Annotated in this window: 18 protein-coding genes; 12 read left to right on the forward strand and 6 right to left on the reverse strand. The window is 58.3% G+C overall.

Going from position 1 to position 18,262, the window contains the following annotated elements; all coding sequences use genetic code 11:
- The first annotated feature begins 49 nt into the window (after positions 1-49).
- Positions 50-922 (forward strand): glutamate racemase, encoded by an 873-nt coding sequence (gene murI / locus B2344_RS11935; RefSeq protein ID WP_206992195.1) that lies wholly within the window; start codon positions 50-52, stop codon positions 920-922.
- Here murI and B2344_RS11940 read toward each other — a convergent pair.
- On the reverse strand, positions 868-2,061 hold the full coding sequence (locus B2344_RS11940; RefSeq protein ID WP_206992196.1) for a type III PLP-dependent enzyme: 1,194 nt from the start codon (positions 2,059-2,061) through the stop codon (positions 868-870). The two genes, murI and B2344_RS11940, sit on opposite strands and share 55 nt — an antisense overlap.
- A 266-nt stretch (positions 2,062-2,327) precedes the next feature.
- Here B2344_RS11940 and B2344_RS11945 point away from each other — a divergent pair, with 266 nt between their 5' ends.
- Positions 2,328-3,428: a substrate-binding domain-containing protein gene (locus B2344_RS11945; RefSeq protein WP_290485290.1), complete on the forward strand. Its 1,101-nt coding sequence runs from the start codon at positions 2,328-2,330 to the stop codon at positions 3,426-3,428.
- Here the strand turns inward: B2344_RS11945 and B2344_RS11950 are convergent, their stop codons facing one another.
- On the reverse strand, positions 3,429-4,535 hold the full coding sequence (locus tag B2344_RS11950) for a glycosyltransferase family 1 protein (RefSeq protein ID WP_339637046.1): 1,107 nt from the start codon (positions 4,533-4,535) through the stop codon (positions 3,429-3,431). It lies immediately after the preceding gene.
- Between the two features lie 227 nt (positions 4,536-4,762).
- Here B2344_RS11950 and putA point away from each other — a divergent pair, with 227 nt between their 5' ends.
- Positions 4,763-7,897, forward strand: a complete 3,135-nt coding sequence (putA, locus tag B2344_RS11955; protein WP_206992199.1) for a bifunctional proline dehydrogenase/L-glutamate gamma-semialdehyde dehydrogenase PutA — start codon at positions 4,763-4,765, stop codon at positions 7,895-7,897.
- Between the two features lie 11 nt (positions 7,898-7,908).
- Positions 7,909-8,778, forward strand: a complete 870-nt coding sequence (locus B2344_RS11960; protein WP_290485291.1) for a DUF3298 and DUF4163 domain-containing protein — start codon at positions 7,909-7,911, stop codon at positions 8,776-8,778.
- 7 nt (positions 8,779-8,785) lie between these two features.
- Here B2344_RS11960 and B2344_RS11965 read toward each other — a convergent pair whose 3' ends face one another.
- Positions 8,786-10,363 (reverse strand): hypothetical protein, encoded by a 1,578-nt coding sequence (locus B2344_RS11965; protein ID WP_290485292.1) that lies wholly within the window; start codon positions 10,361-10,363, stop codon positions 8,786-8,788.
- A gap of 3 nt (positions 10,364-10,366) precedes the next feature.
- Between B2344_RS11965 and B2344_RS11970 the strand changes: the two genes are divergently transcribed.
- The gene (locus B2344_RS11970; RefSeq protein WP_290480449.1) at positions 10,367-10,510 is read left to right on the forward strand and encodes a hypothetical protein; all 144 of its coding nucleotides are present in this window, start codon (positions 10,367-10,369) and stop codon (positions 10,508-10,510) included.
- Positions 10,511-10,632: 122 nt separating this feature from the next.
- On the opposite strand, the gene B2344_RS11975 is transcribed toward B2344_RS11970, so the two are convergent.
- The 3 genes from B2344_RS11975 to B2344_RS11985 are packed head-to-tail and all read right to left on the reverse strand — an operon-like array spanning position 10,633 to position 12,028.
- Entirely contained in the window at positions 10,633-11,082 is a 450-nt protein-coding gene (locus B2344_RS11975; RefSeq protein ID WP_290485293.1) for a DUF6265 family protein, read from the reverse strand.
- Between the two features lie 26 nt (positions 11,083-11,108).
- Entirely contained in the window at positions 11,109-11,537 is a 429-nt protein-coding gene (locus B2344_RS11980) for a PaaI family thioesterase (protein ID WP_206992203.1), read from the reverse strand.
- An 11-nt stretch (positions 11,538-11,548) separates the two neighbouring features.
- Positions 11,549-12,028: a PaaI family thioesterase gene (locus B2344_RS11985; RefSeq protein ID WP_051607972.1), complete on the reverse strand. Its 480-nt coding sequence runs from the start codon at positions 12,026-12,028 to the stop codon at positions 11,549-11,551.
- Positions 12,029-12,118: 90 nt separating this feature from the next.
- On the opposite strand from B2344_RS11985, the gene B2344_RS11990 reads away from it, so the two are divergent.
- The 7 genes from B2344_RS11990 (at position 12,119) to B2344_RS12020 (ending at position 18,241) form a co-directional block, all read left to right on the forward strand.
- Positions 12,119-13,450: a flavin-containing monooxygenase gene (locus B2344_RS11990; protein WP_206992204.1), complete on the forward strand. Its 1,332-nt coding sequence runs from the start codon at positions 12,119-12,121 to the stop codon at positions 13,448-13,450.
- A 32-nt stretch (positions 13,451-13,482) separates the two neighbouring features.
- A complete protein-coding gene (locus tag B2344_RS11995; RefSeq protein WP_206992205.1) occupies positions 13,483-14,172 on the forward strand; it encodes a M23 family metallopeptidase in 690 nt (229 codons plus the stop codon).
- A 16-nt stretch (positions 14,173-14,188) separates the two neighbouring features.
- Complete coding sequence (locus B2344_RS12000) at positions 14,189-14,788, forward strand: hypothetical protein (RefSeq protein ID WP_290482848.1); 600 nt, start codon at positions 14,189-14,191, stop codon at positions 14,786-14,788.
- Positions 14,785-15,474, forward strand: a complete 690-nt coding sequence (locus tag B2344_RS12005) for a DUF6498-containing protein (RefSeq protein WP_290485294.1) — start codon at positions 14,785-14,787, stop codon at positions 15,472-15,474. The genes B2344_RS12000 and B2344_RS12005 overlap by 4 nt, the downstream gene beginning before the upstream one ends.
- 60 nt (positions 15,475-15,534) lie before the next feature.
- Positions 15,535-16,161 (forward strand): TetR/AcrR family transcriptional regulator, encoded by a 627-nt coding sequence (locus B2344_RS12010; RefSeq protein WP_206992208.1) that lies wholly within the window; start codon positions 15,535-15,537, stop codon positions 16,159-16,161.
- A gap of 74 nt (positions 16,162-16,235) precedes the next feature.
- Positions 16,236-17,270, forward strand: a complete 1,035-nt coding sequence (locus B2344_RS12015) for an alpha/beta hydrolase (RefSeq protein WP_206992209.1) — start codon at positions 16,236-16,238, stop codon at positions 17,268-17,270.
- Positions 17,267-18,241 (forward strand): NADPH:quinone oxidoreductase family protein, encoded by a 975-nt coding sequence (locus B2344_RS12020; RefSeq protein ID WP_290482845.1) that lies wholly within the window; start codon positions 17,267-17,269, stop codon positions 18,239-18,241. The genes B2344_RS12015 and B2344_RS12020 overlap by 4 nt, the downstream gene beginning before the upstream one ends.
- The last annotated feature ends 21 nt before the right edge of the window (positions 18,242-18,262 follow it).

An 18,262-nucleotide genomic window follows, 5' to 3' on the forward strand; every position in this document is an offset into this window, starting at 1 on the left:
AATTCATGCCCTGTTTCCGCCACAGCGGAATGCGACTAGGATTCCTGCAATGCCTGCCGATACGCTCCCGCCGAATTTCGTGCCATCCCCCGCCCGGGGCAGGGTGTTGGTATTCGATTCCGGCATGGGCGGTCTGACCGTTGTGGAAGAAATACGCGCCTTGGGACCGGCGCTAGGTATCCATTACTCTGCTGACTCTGCCTTTTTCCCCTATGGTGAGAAGTCCGATGAAGCCTTGCAGGCGCGTTTGCCGGCCGTTGCCAAGGCGCTGTGCGATAAAGTCAAGCCGGATGTCTTTGTGATTGCCTGCAACACAGCGTCGACTCTGGCTCTGCAGGACGTGCGGGCTGCTCTGGATATTCCGGTTGTTGGAACAGTACCGGCTATCAAGCCAGCGGCTCAATTGACCCAGACCGGCACTATCGGTTTGCTGGCAACCCCCGGAACGGTGCGGCGCGCCTATACGGCTGAACTCATTTCCAATTTTGCGCGAGATGTGGACGTTGTGATGCATGGCAGTATCGAACTGGTGAAACTCGCAGAGGCGCATGCGCGCGGCGAGGATCTGCCGATCAATGCCTTCGAGGCAGCCCAGAAGCCTATGTTCGACGCTCCGGGTGGGGACCGGATCGATACGGTCGTATTGGCGTGCACGCATTTCCCGCTCGTGCGGGCGCAATTGGTGGCCAGTGCCCCGCGGCCTGTCAGCTATATTGACTCAGGAGCGGCGATCGCGCGCCAGACCATCCGTGTGCTTCCGCCAGAGACTGAAGCGCAGGGAATTGGGGGCCATGCGTGGCTGACCTCGTTGCCTGAAGACGTGCCAGATCTGGCGCTTGTCCTCAGGCGGTACGGGTTTCCTAACGTTCAGCGTGTGCCGGACGCGCCGATCGAGATCACTTCTGCGCCGACCGCATTGTAGAGACTCGGCCAAGGCGCATCGTGAACGCGGGCGACCAGAGTTTCCCCGAAGCCATTGAAGCGACTGGACATGGCCCGGCCGTAGGCGCCCAGGTTTCCGAATTCCAGATAGTCACCTTCTTCGAGGCCGGCAGGCAGCCAAACTTTGGCAGGGAACTTGTCGGTAGAATCGCAAGTCGGGCCGTACACAGTGTACTCAACAAGTCGGCCAAGCGTGCGTCCATTGCTTGGCAGGGCCCGCATCGGGAACGACCAGCGCTCGTGAACTGCATCATAGAGGGCGCCATAAGAACCGTCATTGATGTAGATTGCGTCATCCTTCACCAACTCAATACGGGCAAGCAGGCTTTCCGACTCGGCAACCAGCGCGCGGCCGGGCTCACACCACAACTCGGCGTTTTCAAGAACGAACATGTTCTCGAAGGCCTGCTCAACCATCGCCGCATAGTCTTCCAGAGATGGCGGAGGATTGTCCGCATAGATCGAAGGGAAGCCACCGCCGACATCCACGATATCAACCGTGACCGAAGCCGCGATGATGATGCGGGACACATCGGCCATAGCCGTCCACCAGGCGGTAGGCTTCATCGCCTGGCTGCCGACATGGAAGGATACGCCCAGTTCGTCCGCATAATGGCGGGCTTCACGCAGGATCTCGGTCGCGTCTTCTGCGCTGGCACCGAATTTACCTGCCAGCGGCAGAGCAGCACCGTCACAGGATACAGCGATCCGTACAATGATCGTAAGGTCCTTGGCGTAGCCGGTTTCCTCGAGGATCTTGTGCAGTTCCTGCATCGTGTCGGTGACAAAAATTCGTACACCAAACTCGTGATAAGCGCGCTGGATGGCGCGGCGGTTCTTCACAGGGTGCAGGAAGGCCATGCGGGCGCCCGGGAATTTGCGATGGATCAGTTCGATCTCTGGCAGCGATGCCGTATCGAAACTGCGTACGCCAGCTTCCCAGAGGGCTTCGAGCACATGCTCGCCCGGGTTCGCCTTCACGGCATAGAATGGCTCGCCAGGGAACTTTTCCTTGAACCATTTTGCGGCTGCAGTGACCCGCTCAGGGCGGAAACACCATACCGGCAGATCAGGCTGCGCATCGGCAACAATATTATAGGGGGTAGCATAGGAGTGCATGACACCTAACCTCCAAAGGGCTTTTAACCAGCTTTGGGCGTTAGTACAGGGGGCCCCCAGTTTAAGGGTTGGCCCAGATGTCCGCCACATCGATTTCGAGGGGCGATGTAGGGGACTCTTTTCGGGCATGCAAGCAAAAATTTCGGGCAACCTGATATTTTTGTCACCCACACATCACATTGAACGGGTAGGGACCTTGCTTTATGGGCATCAGGCCGGGTGCCAACGCCCCTCAGCCAGATGTCGTTCGCCGGAGCCATGATCGCATGACAGCCAGAATTGGCAGTATTCTTTTCCCCCTCGTTCTTTTGTTCTCGGCTGCGTGCGGCCGGACTGACCTGTCTGATCTGGACACGGGGGACACCATCCCGCCGCCACCTGTCAGCGCAGACGGCACACACAAAATTCGCATAGTCGGTTCCTCCACGGTCGCGCCGTTTGCAACAACCGTTGCCGAGCGTTTCGGGGCGACCACGCGTTATCCGACCCCCATAGTGGAAACCACAGGGACGGGCGGGGGGTTCAAGACATTCTGCCAGAAAATCGGACCGGATCGTCCGTCGATCTCGGACGCCTCACGCATGATCACTGAAAGCGAACAGGCGCTGTGCGCCGAAAATGGCATAACCGAAATAACGGCCTTGTCGGTCGGGTTCGATGGGATTGTGCTGGCCAATGCTCGCCAGGCTCCGACTCTCGACCTGACGAAGGAGGAAGTGTTCCTCGCGCTTGCGGCTCACATTCCAGATGGGCAGCGCGGTTTCCGCCCCAATCCCTACAAGAACTGGTCCGAGATCAGCCCGGACTTGCCTGACGAGCCAATCATGGTGCTTGGACCGCCGCCTACATCTGGCACGCGGGATGCCTTCACCGAGCTCGGCATGGAGCAAGGCGCGCTTGCCTTGCCGGAATTGGTGGCGTTAAAGCAGGCTGACCCGGCAGCCTTCCGGCTGCGCACGCATACGATTCGTACCGATGGTGCGTGGATCGACCTTGGTGAAAATGATACGGCGATCATCCAGTCGCTGATCAAGACACCAACGGCTGTGGGCGTGCTAGGCTATTCTTTCCTCGAGCAGAATGGAGATCGCGTGAAGGCGGCGCATCTGGATGGCGTACCGGTGACCTTCGAGGCCATCGCGTCAGGCGAGTATGGCTTGTCGCGCAGCATGTACATCTATGTGAAGAACCAGAATATCCCGCTCGTACCGGGCCTGACCGAATTCGTTCAGGAATTTGTATCAGACCGCGCCATGGGGCCGGATGGCTATCTGCTCGAAAAGGGCCTGATCCCGTTACCGGATGAATTACGCATTGCCGAGCAGGAGGTGGCCCGACAGCTCGAGACAAGGGGTGCCCGCGAATAGCTATAGGCTGGGCAAGGTTGGCTTCTTCCGGCGGCGCAGCCTGATCTTTTGCCAGAACCTCTTGCGGGCGGGGGCTGGCAGCGGCTGCAAATTCTCGATGAAGGCTTCGGCGCAGGCGCGCCAGCTATAGGTCTCGGCATAGGCGCGGCACGTGGCGCGGCTGAGCGAGAGACAGGCGACAGCGCCTTCGGCAAGATTGCCGCCAGCAGGTGTAATCGTCCCCGCATCGGAGCCCGGGATAACATCGCGCGGACCGGTTGCATCATAAGCCGCAACCGGTGTGCCGGACGCCATGGCTTCCAGAACAACAAGTCCGAATGTGTCCGTCATGCTCGGGAAGACAAAGACATCTGCGCCAGCATAGCAGGTCGCGAGTTCTTCATTGAACTTTGCGCCCAGGAAGACGACGTCTTTATAGCGCTTCTGCAATTCCTCGCGCTGCGGGCCATCGCCAATGATCACTTTCGTGCCCGGCAAGTCCAGTTCGGCAAAGGCTTCGATGTTTTTTTCCACGGCGACGCGGCCGACATTCAGGAAAATCGGGCGTGGCAGGCCCTCAAACGGGTCGCCCGGCTGACCTTCCTCGATGCGGCGCTCCGGGGTGAACATGTTGGTGTCCACACCCCGGCTCCAGGCGACGAGATTGATGAAGCGCTGGGCCTCCAGCTCCTTCACCATGGAGGGGGTCGGTACCATGACCTTGCCGGAATATTTGTGGAACCAGCGCACAAAGGAGTATCCAGCCCGGGTGGGGACCGGTAGTCGCGCTGAAACATATTCCGGAAATCGTGTATGATAGGCGGTCGAAAAGGGGTGTTTCACCATGAGGCACATGGCGCGCCCGGCCATGCCGAGGGTGCCTTCGGTAGCGATATGGATAGCGTCAGGCTCGAATTCGTGGAACCGATCTTCAATCCTGCGCCGGGCGAACAGGGCCAGCTTGATTTCCGGATAGGTCGGCAGTGGCATGGTTCGAAACCCCTGGCCGGGATGAACAATCTCCCAGACATGGCCCATAGCCTCGGTTTCTTCGATCACGCGCTTCATTGTGCGCACGACGCCATTAACCTGAGGATCCCAGGCGTCCGTAACGAGCATGATGCGCATGAGCGCTCCTTCAACAGCCTCAGCCAGTCCCGCGCCAATGTGGCCGTGTTGGTGCACTGCGTAAAGAGGCCGGGATGCGTTGAACTTCTCTCGCATCGGGTCATGTGAAAAGATATAGATAATTCGGAATTGGTGCAGATCGGGGCAGGACTAACCCGTTTTCACCACATTCAGGCTGATAATTGCTCCTACGCCTACAGGCTCACACTTACCGGACCAGTACCCATATGGCTGACACGCTCGCGCTTGAAAAAATTGACTGGCATGCACTCGACCAGATTAAGTTTGCGGATGAGGAGGCCTTGCTGGAGGATCTGCTCAAACAGACACCACTGTCCGACGATTTACGCCAGGCAACCATGCGTCGAGCGCTGGAACTGGTCGAGACCGCCCGTGCGCGTGGCCGTGATAAGGGCATGATGGAAAGCTTCCTTGAGGAGTTTGGTCTGTCGAATGCAGAAGGTCTGGCCTTGATGTGTCTGGCCGAGGCGCTGCTGAGGGTGCCCGACGCCGAAACGCGCGATGAGTTGATTGCAGAGAAAATCCGCTCCGGCGACTGGAGCGCGCACCAAGGACAGTCCGAATCCTGGCTGGTAAATGCCTCCACCTGGGGGTTGATGCTGACCGGGCAAGTAATTGGTGTGCCTGCAAGCCTGAAGAAAGGACCCGCGAAGTTTATTCAGGGCCTGATCCGCGAAAGCGGTGAACCGGTCATCCGCGCTGCCATGATGCAGGCCATGCGCATCATGGGTGAACAGTTTGTTCTCGGACGGACCGTGAAGGATGCCCAGAAGCGCGGACGCAGAATGGTCAAGGCAGGGGATGCAGCGCATTTCAGCTTCGACATGCTCGGGGAAGGGGCCCGCACCGCCGAAGATGCCGCGCGTTACCTGAAAGCTTACCAGCACGCGATTGATGGCGTTGCCGCCGAAAAGGATAAATCCACCGCGCCGGAACAAGGTAATGGCGTGTCGGTGAAGATGTCCGCGCTTCACCCGCGCTACGAAGCGGTAAACCGAGCGCGGATCATGGATGAAATGTATCCGTCCGTGCTGGAGCTATGTGAACGCGCAGCGAAAGCCAATATCAACCTCTGTCTTGATGCGGAGGAAGCTGACCGGCTGGTGCTCAGCTTGCAGATTCTTGATCGGCTCGCGCGGGAACCTTCGCTGAGGAACTGGAACGGGCTGGGGCTGGCTGTTCAGGCTTACCAGAAGCGCGCAGGTGATGTGATCGACCGGCTGAAAGATCTCGCCGAGCAGACAGGCCATCGTTTCATGGTGCGGCTCGTGAAGGGCGCATACTGGGACAGCGAAATCAAGCATGCCCACGTCGAGGGCTATCCGAACTTCCCGGTCTTCACCACAAAGGCCGGGACCGACTTCAACTATCTGGCCTGCGCGCGCAAGATGCTGGAAGCCAAGGATGCCATCTACCCGCAATTTGCCACGCACAATGCGCACTCGGTTGCCGCGATCGAGATGCTCGCTGATGAGATTGGGAACTCGACATTCGAGTTCCAGCGCTTGCATGGTATGGGAGAGGCGCTCTATGGGGCTGCCGGTCTAGGCCGCCGCGTACGGGTCTATGCACCTGTCGGTGCGCACAAAGACTTGCTTCCATATCTGGTGCGACGCCTGCTGGAAAATGGCGCGAATACAAGCTTTGTACACTCCTTCCTTGATCCGGACGTGCCGCCTGAACAGGTTGTGGCGGATCCCATCGTCAAGGTGGAGGTCGGTCCCCGACGTCACCCGCGCATCCCGACGCCGCCACGGCTGTATGGCGCTGAACGTCGCAACTCCACCGGTCTCGACCTCAGCCAGCGCAGTGTGCGCGATGAGATGGCCGCCGCGATCAAGAGTTTCCGGGACAGCCCTTCGATTGCGGCTGGACCTATCGTGTCTGGCAAAGCGGTCACAGGTGGTGGAGAGATGATCCGCGTGCCGTTCGATACCGAGACCGTTCTTGGCAGCTGCCGGGAAGCGCAGGATGACGATATCGACCGGGCACTGACGGCGGCGACCCGGTTTCAGCCCGGCTGGGATGAGCTCGGCGGCGCGGAGCGAGCGAAACATCTGCGTGCCATGGGCGACGCGCTTGAGGAAAATGCCGAACGGCTGATCGCGCTGATGGCTCGCGAAGCCGGCAAGACGTTGGCGGATGGTATTGCGGAAGTCCGGGAAGCAGTCGATTTTTGTCGCTACTACGCCATGCAGGCGGAAGCGGAATTCACGACACTGCAGAAATTACCCGGGCCGACTGGCGAAACCAATCACATCTCCCTGCACGGCCGCGGTGTATTTTGTTGCATCAGTCCATGGAACTTCCCGCTGGCTATTTTCACGGGTCAAGTTTCCGCGGCATTGGCTGCGGGTAACACGGTGGTGGCAAAGCCGGCAGAACAGACGCCCCTGATTGCGTTCGAGGCGGTGAAACTGTTCCAGAAGGTCGGGTTGCCAGGTGACGCCTTGCATCTATTGCCGGGCGGGGGAGAATCGGTTGGCGCCAAGCTGATCGGCGACCTTCGTGTATCCGGCGTATGCTTCACCGGCGGGACGACGACAGCCCGGATCATCAACAAGACACTGGCGGACCGCGACGGTCCGATTACACCGCTGATCGCCGAAACAGGCGGTTTGAACAGCATGTTCGTCGATACAACGGCGCTGAGAGAGCAAGTCATAGATGATGTTATTGACTCCGCCTTTGGGTCAGCGGGCCAGCGTTGTTCCGCGCTTCGGATCGTGTTCCTGCCGAACGAGACTGCAGACCATCTGATCGAAGGCTTGATCGGTGCGATGGACGAGCTCAACATCGGTGACCCCGGTCAGCCAAACACCGATTTGGGTCCCGTGATCGATGCAGAGTCCCGCGCTTCCCTTCAGGCCTATGTCCAGATGATGAAGGACGAGGCTACGGTGTTGCACCAATTGTCGCCCGGCCGGATCGGCGAAACGGGCTATGGGTTTGGTCCCGCGCTGATTGAGCTGAGTTCCATCGACCAGATAACTGAGGAGAAGTTCGGCCCGATCCTTCATGTACTGCGGTACGATCCGGATGACATTGCTGAAGTTGGCGCAATGATGAGAGGCAAGGGATACGGACTGACACTGGGCGTTCATTCGCGGCTCGAAAGCTTTCAGCAGGAGGTGCGCGACGCCTATCCTGTTGGCAATACGTACGTGAACCGGTCAATGACGGGGGCTGTTGTGGGTGTACAGCCCTTTGGGGGAGATGGCTTGTCTGGCACCGGCCCGAAGGCCGGTGGCCCGCACTACTTGCATCGTTTCGCAACTGAGCGCACCCTGACGGTGAACATTACGGCACAGGGCGGGGACGCTGAGTTGCTCAGCCTATAACGGAGTTTTGCATGAAGAGACTTGCCTTGATTGCGTTGACGGGGGCGCTTTTGCTGGCGGCTGGGTGTCAGAAACAGGTTCGGGACTTGTCGGACGTGAGTGAAACGTCAGGTGAGGTTGACGAGGCAGGTGAAGAAGACACCGCGATTGATGTTGCGACCATTGCTTCGGTAGACGAACTTCCCCGCGAGATCATCGTCGATGATGAGTTTCTCAAGGCTGAGGTCACAATTGATGAGGCCGTGTTCTCCAAGGCGCCAGCCATTGGCATGGATCTGGTAGAGAATGCACAAATCCGGATCGTGGCGATGTCGGAAGACGCCCAAGCCTACAAAGCGGCAGACCCGGATTACTTCCGAGCCTATGGCCTACGGATCAATTGGGATATCGTAGCTGAGAGTGGAAATGTTGTGAGCCTCGAAGGCTTCCATTATACGTTCACTGGCGGCGCACATGGAAATTACTTCACCGCTGGACGGCTCTATAACGGAGCGACTGGCGAACCGATGCGGCTCAGCAGTTTTCTGCGTGAACCGCAGGCTGCCATTCAGACGCACATGAATGAAGTATGGACGGAAATAGCCCGGCAAAAAGTCAAGAAGAGCGGAAATGTATCAGACCTTGAGCGCTTCAGGAGTGAGGCGATGGAGCTGGTTAGCGCTGACATGGTTCTCGCGGGGGAAGTGAACTTCGTGCCATCGACTCTGCCCGGCAGGTTCGGCGGGTATGCAGTTCACTTTGCCCCCTATGACATCGGCTCATATGCGGAAGGAGCCTATCATGTCACAATTCCTCAATCAGTGTTCCGTGAGTCCGTGAAGCAGCAATATGTATCTTTGTTCGATGGAGAACCTGCCGCCGTTGAACGATTGGGCGAGTAGCGCGAGATTATTCGACCGTATCGTGATCAATCTCGAGAAGTCTCAGACGTGACCTGGTTATTGGTGAGACTTCTACAAGACCCGGCCAGCCCTTGCTGGAACTCAGGGTCGCATAGAGAAGGGCCGCGCTCGGATCAGCGCTCGTCTCAGGCAGGGTGCAAATCGCTACATAGCTATAAGGTGCAAGCGCTTGCTTGCGCAGCTCCGGGTTTGTCAACGCAAAGGTCTGGAAGACGCGTTCGATGCCTGGGGAGGCTCTGTGAAACGGCATCGCGGCAATCTTGTGTGGGGAGCCTGTGTCGGAGATGTATTCCGCCAGCGTGAGAGACAGGCCGAGCGGTGCCATGATCCTAGAGGCCGGTAACGTCTCCAGGCTGGAGAGATCGGCATCCCGGCATGCATCGCCCTCCATGTAATCGATCAAGGTGAGCGCCCGGCCTGTTGGTTTGACGAGCAGGGCGAAGCTGGCCAGCAGGAGCGCGGGCGGCAACAAGACCGCGATGGCTCTTCGTGCGCCCCCATCCTCCCTTACCCTCTCGATGAACAGGGGGAGGAAGAGGGGCAGGAGCGCGGCGGGAAATTTGAAGTTTCGCATTTGCCAGGCTGTGAGCAGTGTGCCCAGCGTAGCTATCAGCAGTAGGATCAGAACGGGAGACCGGTAAGTCTTGGGGTTCATCCATGCGCCGAGTGTGAGCGCCAGTAGAACCATGAAGATGAGCACGAGTAGGTTCTCGCCACGTGCGAAGGCACCTGCAGGTCCCTTTTCCTGGATGACATTCGAGATCCAGTAAGTATGGGCAGTCTCATTGATCATGGTGTAGGGGCCTGCATGGCATTCGGGAAACGCCGTCCACAGAACGCCCAGAACAACAAGCGCACCTGCCACGAGCACTCCTAGTCGCGCGGTCGGGCTGTGCAGGCCAAGACGTTTCCAGATGACAGGCGCGCCCGCAGCTACGACTCCAGCCGCTATCAAGGCGCTGGCCCAAGGGGCTGACAGGGCATCGCACTGCGTCTGGAAAAGTGTCCCGCCGGTCAGGAGCAGCCCGGCGGGCAGGGTGAATGCCGACAATGACCATCCAGTGAGGCTCAACCTCGCTACCATGGTCGAATTTGGCGCGAGGGCTGCGTGGATAGCTACTCCTGCAAGGGCGAGCGCAATGTAGGGTGCGCACTCGAGGCCGACAGCGATGGAGAGGACGCTCGCGACGCCGATGAGAATGCCGGCAAACCGATGATTCGATACGATCCCGAGGCAGAGCGCGAGCAGCAGGAAGATCTGGACATTGTGATGGTCGACCCGGTTTGGCATGAACTCGATTACGGCAAACAGGGAGGCGACCGCCGCAGCGCCAATCTGCGGCAGGCTTGGCTGCTCCCCAAGGATCTCCCGGATCAGCCGCACGGCCAGCCACGCATATGCGATGAGCCAGAGCAGTGGAACGACAAAACGAGCTATCTCGAACGCCGCATCCTGTCCAAGAGCGGGCTGGAATAGCCAAGTGACCAGCACATATGGTAGATCAACCAGACGCGACCAAGGTGAGACGTACGGCTCCGGCATGGCCAGAAAGGGCCACGTCAAATCATGCCACTCACCATCGCGCAGCAGGTCGGCGATTTGCAGCCGCCGGGCGATGTCGTCAATATCCTGAACCGTGCTGCCATTAACGGCGTCGCCAGCCAGCAGACCTATGGCAATGAGCAGAAAAGTCCCTATCGGCAGCAGTGACGAAAGCCGAGAGCGTAGCGATGTATTTTCAGGTTGCACCGCGTGCTGACTCCCCGTCGTCCAGGGGTGCACACTAGGCCGAAAACATGAAGAAAAGCCCAAACAGGCGCTGAGGGCCGGTGTCAGTCGTTGCAGGCCTGATAGGAAAAGTCTCGCCGGTTGGACCCGTCTTCCAGCGCAATATGCGCTTTCAGAGCGTCGCCCTCGCGTTGGTAGTGAATTAGCTGCGGATAGTCGTGTGCGCTGTTGATGAAGGTAACGGACTGGTCCCCCTGCAGGCTTTCCACGAATTTCGACGGGCCAACGCCCGCCGGATAGACATTGAGCATGTATAGCGGGCCGGGTTTGATGCGCATCTGCTCAAAAAAGCTCACGCCGCCATCACCCAATGTCACCGCATAGCCGAAAACGTAGCCCGCTTCCGGAATTGACCAGACTTCCTTTGATGTTCCGCTTTCGCTGATCCAACAGCCTGTAATCCACGCTAAAGGGTGCGCGGACGGACCTGGTTCGACTGGACCGGTTGATGTGCAGCCAGCCAGCGCAAGAAGTCCAAGCAAGCTTCGTTTCATGTGATCACCTGCATTCAGTCGGGGCTCTAGTCCCCTGATACCATGAAATGCGCCATCAGAGTCGTAACCGGCTTGGCGCGTTCATCCTGCCACGCCTCTGCGCGGACCGAACACATGCGCCGCCCCATCTTGGTGATTTCTGCGCGGGCGTAGAGGTCTTTGGCGTGGCCCTGGCGGAGATAGTCGATCGTCAGATTGATAGGCCGCGGCGGACGCTCAAGATGCTCGGTAACCAGAAACACTTGTGCCTGCGATGTCAGTTCCAGAAAGGCGGCGATGGCACCGCCGTGAATGGCCTTGATCATGAAATTGCCAATCAGCTTTTCCTGATACGGCATGATCATTGTCATTTCGTCGCCCATGACTTCGCATCTCAAGCCCATTTCCTGAGCGAGGGGGGTGCGAGCAATGAAGGCTCGGACTTCATCGGCGCGCGTCTGTTCAGTCGTATCCATGTCATTCGCCACTACATCGTCCTCATGCTGTCAACCGAGCGCGGTTTGTTGATGGCGAATGCACCTGCGGCGGTGGCAATCACCTTGTCGCGGCTCTCATGATAGGCCCAAGCGCGGGTGAAGCAGATGTTCCGCGTCACGTGATAGCATTCGGCTTCGCCAATAATGTCGCGTCCCTTGTCAGCCGGGCGCATATAGTCGAGACGCAAGTCCAGTGTCGCCACGAAACGCGGTTTGGGCAGGGCAGAGCTGGCGGCCGTACCGCACAAATTGTCAAGAAATGCGGTCAGGACGCCGCCATGAATCACGCCGGTGTCCGGATCACCCACCAGGCGTTCTTTCCAGGGCTGCAGGCCCCAGACATGACCTTTCTCAATACGGGTAAACCGGAACGCCATGCGGCGTCCCCACGGGATACCGCCACTGATCATGTCTATGTTTTCGTTCATGACCTCCCAAGGCGCGGGAGATGACGCGGCGTCATCGCTCATAATGGTCCTCATTCGTTTGACGAGTCGTTCTGCCCGGATAACATCATTGGCGATAGAGCAAAACAAAGAGCTCATGTGGAGGAAGATGAGATGGCATTTGATGGCGCGACGAAGCCCAAGGTTTGTATCATTGGGGCAGGGTGCTCCGGCTTCACGATGGCCAAGCGTCTGAAGGATTATGACATCCCGTATGATTGTTTCGAGATGTCGGACAATATCGGCGGCAATTGGTATTACAAAAACCCGAACGGCGCTTCGTCTTGCTATCAGTCTCTCCATATCGATACGTCGAAGTGGCGCCTTGCCTTTGAGGATTATCCGGTTCCTGAGGATTGGCCGGATTTCCCCCACCATTCCCAACTGCTTCAATACTTCCACGACTATGTCGATCATTTTGGGTTGCGCGAAACAATCACGTTCAACACGGCGGTGACCGATGTCGCGGACTTGCCCGGCAATCGATGGAAAGTGACGCTATCAACCGGTGAAAGCCGCGAATATGACGCCGTTATCGTGGCGAACGGACATCACTGGGATCCGCGCATGCCGGAATATCCGGGGTCGTTCGATGGTTATCAGGTACATTCGCACAATTATACGGATCCGTTCGAGCCATATGACTTCCGGGGCAAGCGCGCCATGATTGTTGGCGGCGGGAATTCGGCCATGGATATCTCGTCGGAGCTTTCCCAGCGTCCCCTGACCGAGCGCCTGTTTATATCCATGCGTCGAGGTGTCTGGGTCTTGCCGAAATACATGGATGGACAGCCGGCCGACAAGGCCGTGTTGCCAGGCTGGTTGCCATCGGGGATTGGGCGTGCGTTGGCGCGCAAGAAGATCAAGAAGACTATCGGCATGATGGAGGATTATGGACTACCAAAGCCGGACCATGAGCCGCTCGATGGGCATCCCTCCGTATCCGGTGAATTCCTGACGCGTGTCGGATGTGGGGACATATGCCCCAAGCCGGGTATCGAACGTCTTGATGGAGACGGTGTGGTCTTCACAGATGGGACACGGGAGAAGATCGATGCGATTGTCTGGGCGACAGGCTACAATGTGACGTTCCCGTTCCTGAAGCAGGACGATCTGACCCCAAAGGAAAACGTGTTCCCGCTTTACAAGCGTATGGTGAAACCGGGACGTGAAACCATCTTTTTCCTCGGCCTGGCGCAGCCTTTGCCCACGCTCGTGAACTTCGCCGAGCAACAATCCAAACTGGTCGGCGCAGCGCTGAATGGCGAATATGCGTTTCCTGAAATCCAGGAGATGGAGCGGATTACAAAAGAAGATGAACAGCAGCATCTTGGTCATTTCTATGACAGTCCGCGCCATCGGATGCAGGTCGATTTCAATCTTTATTGCAAAGACCTGAAGAAAGAGATTGAACAGGGGGCGAAGCGCGCGCGCGTGGTTGCCTGATGTTAACCGGTCGGGGGGTATAAAGAGGGCCCATGACCCGATTGCCTTTCCTGTCTGCCGCCTTGTTGCTGGCTGCTTGTGCGTCGCCAGCGCCGGTGAAGATACACTATCCGCCGGCAGAAACCCCTGACGCGTCTGTCGGTGCGGCGCCCGTGGGCACTGTGGCAGAGCAGGGACCCTTCGCTCCGAACGCCTATTTGCGAGCTTGTTACGGGATCCGGGTCTCCAATTCGCCGATCGTGGACAAGGATGGCTGGGTCGTGAACTACAAGCCGATCGTGGTGGTGAACGGCATACCGCTTGCCGCCGCGCCGGCAAATGATGTCTGTCTCACGTCAGGCTTTGGCCAGCGCTTTGGCAGGCGACACGATGGTATCGACCTGCAGTCTCGCCCGGCGGGGACGATTTACGCCAGTGCACCGGGCAAAATCATCGAGTCCCGTGTCTCGACAGGGTATGGCAACATGGTGCTGATCGATCATGGCAAGGGCGTTTACACGCGTTACGCTCACCTCGCCTATATCCAGCCGGGCGTTACCAAGGGCGCAACAATTGGTTTCGGTCAGCCCGTTGGCTTCATGGGGGCCAGCGGCAATGCGACCGCCATTCATATCCACTTCGAAATCCTGACAGGCGACTACAGGAACCCGCGCGGTTCCAAAGGCCTCATGCCGCGTGACCCTTTTTCATTTCCACCTTATGAGTATGCTCAGGCCTATTAGGGACTGGGAGGACGATATGAGGGGGTTTTGGATCGCGGGCATCGTGTCGACGTTCATGCTCGGGGCATGTACGACAGGGCCCATGCCAGACGGAGAGTCGGTTTCGACCAGCGTACCTATTAGTGAGGAAAGCGCTTTCGCGGCGGATTTCGGTATGCTGGCAGATTTGGTGGGCACGCGCTGGTACGGCGAACCAAGTCAGGCAGACGCAGAGCGCGGCCAGCCGGCTGATTATTCCGAATGGAACTGGGATCTGGGCGGTTCGGTTCTGGTCAATCGACACGTGCTGGCGGATGGCTCTTATGGCGGTTTGACTTACGTCCAGAAGAACCAGAAGTCGGAGAAGCTCGACTATGTCTACATTACCAGTGCCGGCTTCCGGACATCGGGCAGCTTCACGCTCAATGAAGATAACAGCTGGACCGCGTATGAAGAGGTGACCGGCCTGAGCGATATTATTGGCGTGCGCTCGACCGGTCGCATGACTGAAGACGGCGCACTGGTGTCGGAATCAGAATTCGAGACTCGTGATGGCTGGGTACCCGGTCACACCTTTCGCTACGAGCCAACCAGTGACCCCATGCCGAATTTGGTGCCCAATCTGGAGATCGAGTGAAGTCTTTCCTTGATCCTGACCTGATTGCGCGAACCTATCGCGATCCGATCGCGGTGGCTGTTCTCTTGGTGGACTTGTTGCCGATCCTTGCGGTGCTCGTTTTCGGCTGGGGCGCAACGCCGCTTGTGGCGCTCTACTGGCTGGAAAACCTTGTCATTGGCATGTTTACCGTATTGCGCATGGTTGCAACGCTCGCCGGGAACATCGTGAACCTGTTTACCGTGCTCTTCATCGTGCCATTCTTTACACTCCATTATGGCATGTTCTGTTTTGGTCACGGCGTTTTCATCCAGGCACTCGCGACGAGCGGATCTACCACTGGCAGCTCCGGTATGCCGGGATTGGTCTATTGGGCGTTGAGTTCGGGGCAGGGGATGGTCTGGTTTGTTGCTGCGATCATTGCGATCAATCTGGTGATCTACTTCACAGACTTTCTTATGAAAGGCGAGTTCCGGGAAACCCAGCCGATTGTTGAAATGTTCGCACCCTATGGTCGGATTGTGACCCTGCACGTGGCCATCATCCTTGGGGCCGTATTCGCGATTGCGACGAACGAGCCGCTTCTGGGGGTCGTCTTCTTGATCTTCCTGCGCGTCGTGTTCGGCGTGATCGTGTCGGCCATGCGCCAACGCAAACTGGACAGGGCTAGCCATGCGCTTATGAAAGAATTCCCGTCAACAGCGTAAAAAGTTGACGGGTGATGACGCCTTGGTCATGATGTGGGGCTTCCCTCAGGAAAGGCGTGTATGAGCTCCATCGTAAAGACACTGGCCGGTTCAACCGGAAAGCGGGCCAGATCCAAGGCTGCCAACCGACGGGCCATCCTGCAGGCGGGGCGCCGCGTGTTTGCGCGGATCGGCTTCGAGGCCACGACGGTACGCGACATTATCCGGGAAACCGAACTCGCCGCCGGCACCTTCTACAACTACTTCAAGTCGAAAGAAGAGGTGTTCGAAGCGATTGCCGAAGATTCCACGCATCGCTTCCGTTCACGCCTGCAGGATGTTCGCGCCTATGCCACGGACTTTGAAACCTATGTCCATGATGCCTATCGGGCCTATTTCGGTTTCATCGCGACCGAGAATGAAGAACCGATCCGCAATGGCGCGCCGCATCTGGCCCTGATCGGGGTGCGGGTCGATACGCCCGAAATGCTGGCCGTGGCAGAAGAAATCCGCGCCGATCTGGAACATGTCCTGTCCGGCGAGGGCGGCCCCAAGATCGACACAGCCTATCTGACGGCGGCGGCCATCGGAATTGCCCGTGAAATGGGTGAGCACATGTTGCTGCGCCGCCCGGTAGATGTTGACGGTGCGACGGAATTCGCGACGGCCTTGCTGCTGGCGGGCGTGCGAGAGATTGCCGCGAAGTAAGGAGAAACGCCTCTTGGCGCGGACGCGCTTGCAAGGCTAAGCTTTTTGTCAACAAGACAGGACGGGAGGCGACCATGAGCCTGCAGCAGATAATCACCAAATTCATCTTCAAACTGCCGGACGGCCTGCTGGTGCGCATGGCCGGCGGTAAGCCGGTCGAAGTGCGGGGCCGCGTCCTCGAGCCGCAATTGCAACTGGTTGCATGGAATGGCCGCAACGCACCGCCGATGTCGACCCTGGAACCGGAAGTCGTGCAGGCGGCTGTGAAAGAGCAGCTCGCCATGTTGGAAGCTCCGCTGGAGCCTGGCGTGACGACGGAGAATTTTACCATTCCCGGGCCCGACCGTAACGAAATTCCGGTGCGCCTCTACAAGCCATCCGGCCAGGATTCCTCTGTGCCATTGCTGGTCTATTATCATATGGGCGGCGGCGTGGTTGGCGACCTTGAAACCTGCAATGCATGGTGCTCGATCCTTGCTTCCGTCACCAAAGGCCCGGTCCTGTCGGTCGACTATCGGTTGGCCCCACAGCACAAGTTTCCGGCTGGTATCGATGACTGTATCGCCGCGTATGAATGGGGCGTGCGCAATGCTGGCAAGTATGGTGCGCCCGAAGGCATGGCGGCCGTGGGCGGGGACAGTATGGGTGGCAATTTCTCGGCCATCATCTCTCAGGAGATGCAACGCGAACACAAGCCACTGCCCGTCTATCAATTGCTGATCTATCCGGCCGTGGACATGGTCGAGGAATTCCCGTCGCGCACCGAGTTCGGAGAAACCTTCTCTCTCAGCACAGACACGATGAACTGGTTCATGGAGCAATACCTGCCGGACGATTTCGACATGTCCGATCCGCTCCTGTCGCCGGGGCAGACCGCCGAGCTGGAAGGGTTGCCCCCAGCGATCATCATTACGGCGGGGCATGATCCATTGTGCGATGAGGGCGATGACTATGCCAAGCGCCTCAAAAGTGCGGGCGTGAAGGTCACTCACAAGCGCTATGATACGCTACCTCATGCCTTCACGGCCTTTTCCGGTTTCTCGCCGGGCTCTCGCAAGGCATGTCTGGAAATCGCCAACATGGTGAAAGACCTCGTCTCAAAATTATGAAGGCCCTCGTCTGTAATACGGTGACGGACGATTTTTCTGGACTGTCGGTTCAGGATGTTCCAGTGCCCGTGGTCGGGGAAGGGGAAGTGCTGGTGCGCGTAAAGGCAGCCAGCGTGAACTTCCCAGACCTGCTGATGAGTCAGGGCCGGTACCAGATGAAACCGGAGTTGCCCTTCACCCAGGGCATGGAATGCGCCGGAATCGTCGAAGCCGTTGGAGAGGGCGTCTCCGCGTTTTCACCGGGTGACCGGGTGGTCGGCGGCAACAAGACTGGAGCCTTCGCAGAATTTGCGTTGCTGCCCGCCGCCAGCCTGTCTCTTGTGCCGGACAATATGGGATTTGCGGAGGCGGCAGCCTATCCTGCAGCCTATCTGACCGCCTATGTCGCGCTCGTGCGGCGGGCCAATTTGCAGCCCGGTGAGACATTGCTCGTGCACGGCGCAAGCGGCGGCGTGGGTATGGCGGCCGTCGATGTCGGAAAGCTGCTCGGCGCAACCGTGATTGCGACGTCTGCATCAGACGCCAAATTGGACAAGGTCATCGCGCATGGAGCAGACTATGCCATCAACGCGGCGCAAGGCTTTCGCGACAAGGTGAAAACGCTCACAGGCGGGCGCGGAGCAGATGTCATCTTCGACCCGGTTGGCGGCGATGTGTTTGACGAGAGCGTTCGCTGTATCGCATTTGATGGACGTTTGCTCGTGGTCGGGTTCACGTCCGGGCGCATCCCGGAAGTCAAAGCGAACATGCCCCTGATAAAGGGGTTCTCCGTGGTCGGCGTACGGGCCGGGGAGTATGGCCGTCGCTTTCCGGAGCGCGGCAAGGAGAATATGGAAGCAATTTGGAAATGGGCAGCAGAGGGCAAGACCCGGCCGCGTATCCATGCCGAGCTTCCATTGGAAAACTGGCGGGAAGCCTACCGCTTGCTCACTGATCGCGAGGTTGTGGGCAAAGTGGTCATCAAGCCCTGAATAGAAAATAAAAGAGGAAAC

This window comes from Hyphomonas sp. UBA3195 (assembly GCF_002366485.1).
Classification (GTDB): domain Bacteria; phylum Pseudomonadota; class Alphaproteobacteria; order Caulobacterales; family Hyphomonadaceae; genus Hyphomonas.

Excerpts from the sequence above, each read along its gene's own strand:
- B2344_RS12020 (WP_290482845.1), top strand. The coding sequence starts at position 17,267 with ATGAAGGCCCTCGTCTGTAATACGGTGACGGACGATTTTTCTGGACTG.
- B2344_RS11985 (WP_051607972.1), bottom strand. The coding sequence starts at position 12,028 with ATGAGCGATGACGCCGCGTCATCTCCCGCGCCTTGGGAGGTCATGAAC.
- B2344_RS11975 (WP_290485293.1), bottom strand. The coding sequence starts at position 11,082 with ATGAAACGAAGCTTGCTTGGACTTCTTGCGCTGGCTGGCTGCACATCA.
- B2344_RS11980 (WP_206992203.1), bottom strand. The coding sequence starts at position 11,537 with ATGGATACGACTGAACAGACGCGCGCCGATGAAGTCCGAGCCTTCATT.
- B2344_RS11950 (WP_339637046.1), bottom strand. The coding sequence starts at position 4,535 with ATGCGCATCATGCTCGTTACGGACGCCTGGGATCCTCAGGTTAATGGC.
- murI (WP_206992195.1), top strand. The coding sequence starts at position 50 with ATGCCTGCCGATACGCTCCCGCCGAATTTCGTGCCATCCCCCGCCCGG.
- B2344_RS11960 (WP_290485291.1), top strand. The coding sequence starts at position 7,909 with ATGAAGAGACTTGCCTTGATTGCGTTGACGGGGGCGCTTTTGCTGGCG.
- B2344_RS12015 (WP_206992209.1), top strand. The coding sequence starts at position 16,236 with ATGAGCCTGCAGCAGATAATCACCAAATTCATCTTCAAACTGCCGGAC.
- B2344_RS12010 (WP_206992208.1), top strand. The coding sequence starts at position 15,535 with ATGAGCTCCATCGTAAAGACACTGGCCGGTTCAACCGGAAAGCGGGCC.
- B2344_RS11995 (WP_206992205.1), top strand. The coding sequence starts at position 13,483 with ATGACCCGATTGCCTTTCCTGTCTGCCGCCTTGTTGCTGGCTGCTTGT.
- B2344_RS11970 (WP_290480449.1), top strand. The coding sequence starts at position 10,367 with ATGCCACTCACCATCGCGCAGCAGGTCGGCGATTTGCAGCCGCCGGGC.
- B2344_RS11990 (WP_206992204.1), top strand. The coding sequence starts at position 12,119 with ATGGCATTTGATGGCGCGACGAAGCCCAAGGTTTGTATCATTGGGGCA.
- B2344_RS11945 (WP_290485290.1), top strand. The coding sequence starts at position 2,328 with ATGACAGCCAGAATTGGCAGTATTCTTTTCCCCCTCGTTCTTTTGTTC.
- B2344_RS11940 (WP_206992196.1), bottom strand. The coding sequence starts at position 2,061 with ATGCACTCCTATGCTACCCCCTATAATATTGTTGCCGATGCGCAGCCT.
- putA (WP_206992199.1), top strand. The coding sequence starts at position 4,763 with ATGGCTGACACGCTCGCGCTTGAAAAAATTGACTGGCATGCACTCGAC.
- B2344_RS12000 (WP_290482848.1), top strand. The coding sequence starts at position 14,189 with ATGAGGGGGTTTTGGATCGCGGGCATCGTGTCGACGTTCATGCTCGGG.